The 800-nt window shown below is 72.1% G+C and carries 1 protein-coding gene; it reads left to right on the forward strand.

Features of this window, described 5'->3' with window-relative positions; translation table 11 throughout:
- On the forward strand, positions 1-800 hold an 800-nt coding region (locus LPA41_RS40785), incomplete at both ends, for a hypothetical protein (RefSeq protein WP_229076859.1).

An 800-nucleotide genomic window follows, 5' to 3' on the forward strand; every position in this document is an offset into this window, starting at 1 on the left:
GGCCGTGACGAGCCGGACTCGTTGGTCAAGGCGCTGGCGGTGGCCGGCCCGGACTGGGCGAAGGTGTTCCCCGGTGCCCGGCGTATCGAACTGCCCACCTACGCCTTCCAACACCAGCGCTACTGGCCGCCGGCACCCACCGCGCTCACCGGCACCGCCGACCCGGTCGACGACGCGTTCTGGCATGCGGTGGATCGGGACGACCCGGCCGAGTTCGGTCTCTCCGGCGACGACTCGATGGCCGACGCCCTGCCCCGCCTGGCACAGTGGCGGCGGCAGAAGCAGACCCGCTCCGTCCTGGACTCGTGGCGCTATCGCGTCGTCTGGCGTCGCCGCACCGGCACGCCCGTCGCGGCCACCGGCACCTGGCTCCTCGTGGTCCCTGCGGGGCACGCTGAGGACGCTCTGGTCGATGCGGTCACGGCCGCGCTGCCCGGCAGCTCCGTGCTCGTCGTCGAGGACCCGGACCGGGCCGCACTCACCGAGCAGATCACCGAACGCATCACCGTGGGTGGCCCGGTCGATGGCGTCGTCTCGCTGCTTGCTCTGGACGAGACCCCGATGCCCGCAGCGCCGGCCGTGCCGACCGGCCTGTTCACCACGCTCACCCTCGTGCAGTCGCTCGGCGACGCCGGGCAGACCGCGCCGCTGTGGTGCCTCACTGCCGGTGACGGTCCTGCGCAGGCTGCGGTGTGGGGGTTGGGGCAGGTGGCGGGGTTGGAGTTTCCGGAGCGTTGGGGTGGGTTGGTGGATGTTGGGGTGGATGGTGTGGGTGTGGCGGGTGTGTTGGGGGGTGTTCT

The organism is Actinoplanes sp. DH11, assembly GCF_020873875.1.
Classification (GTDB): Bacteria; Actinomycetota; Actinomycetes; order Mycobacteriales; family Micromonosporaceae; genus Actinoplanes.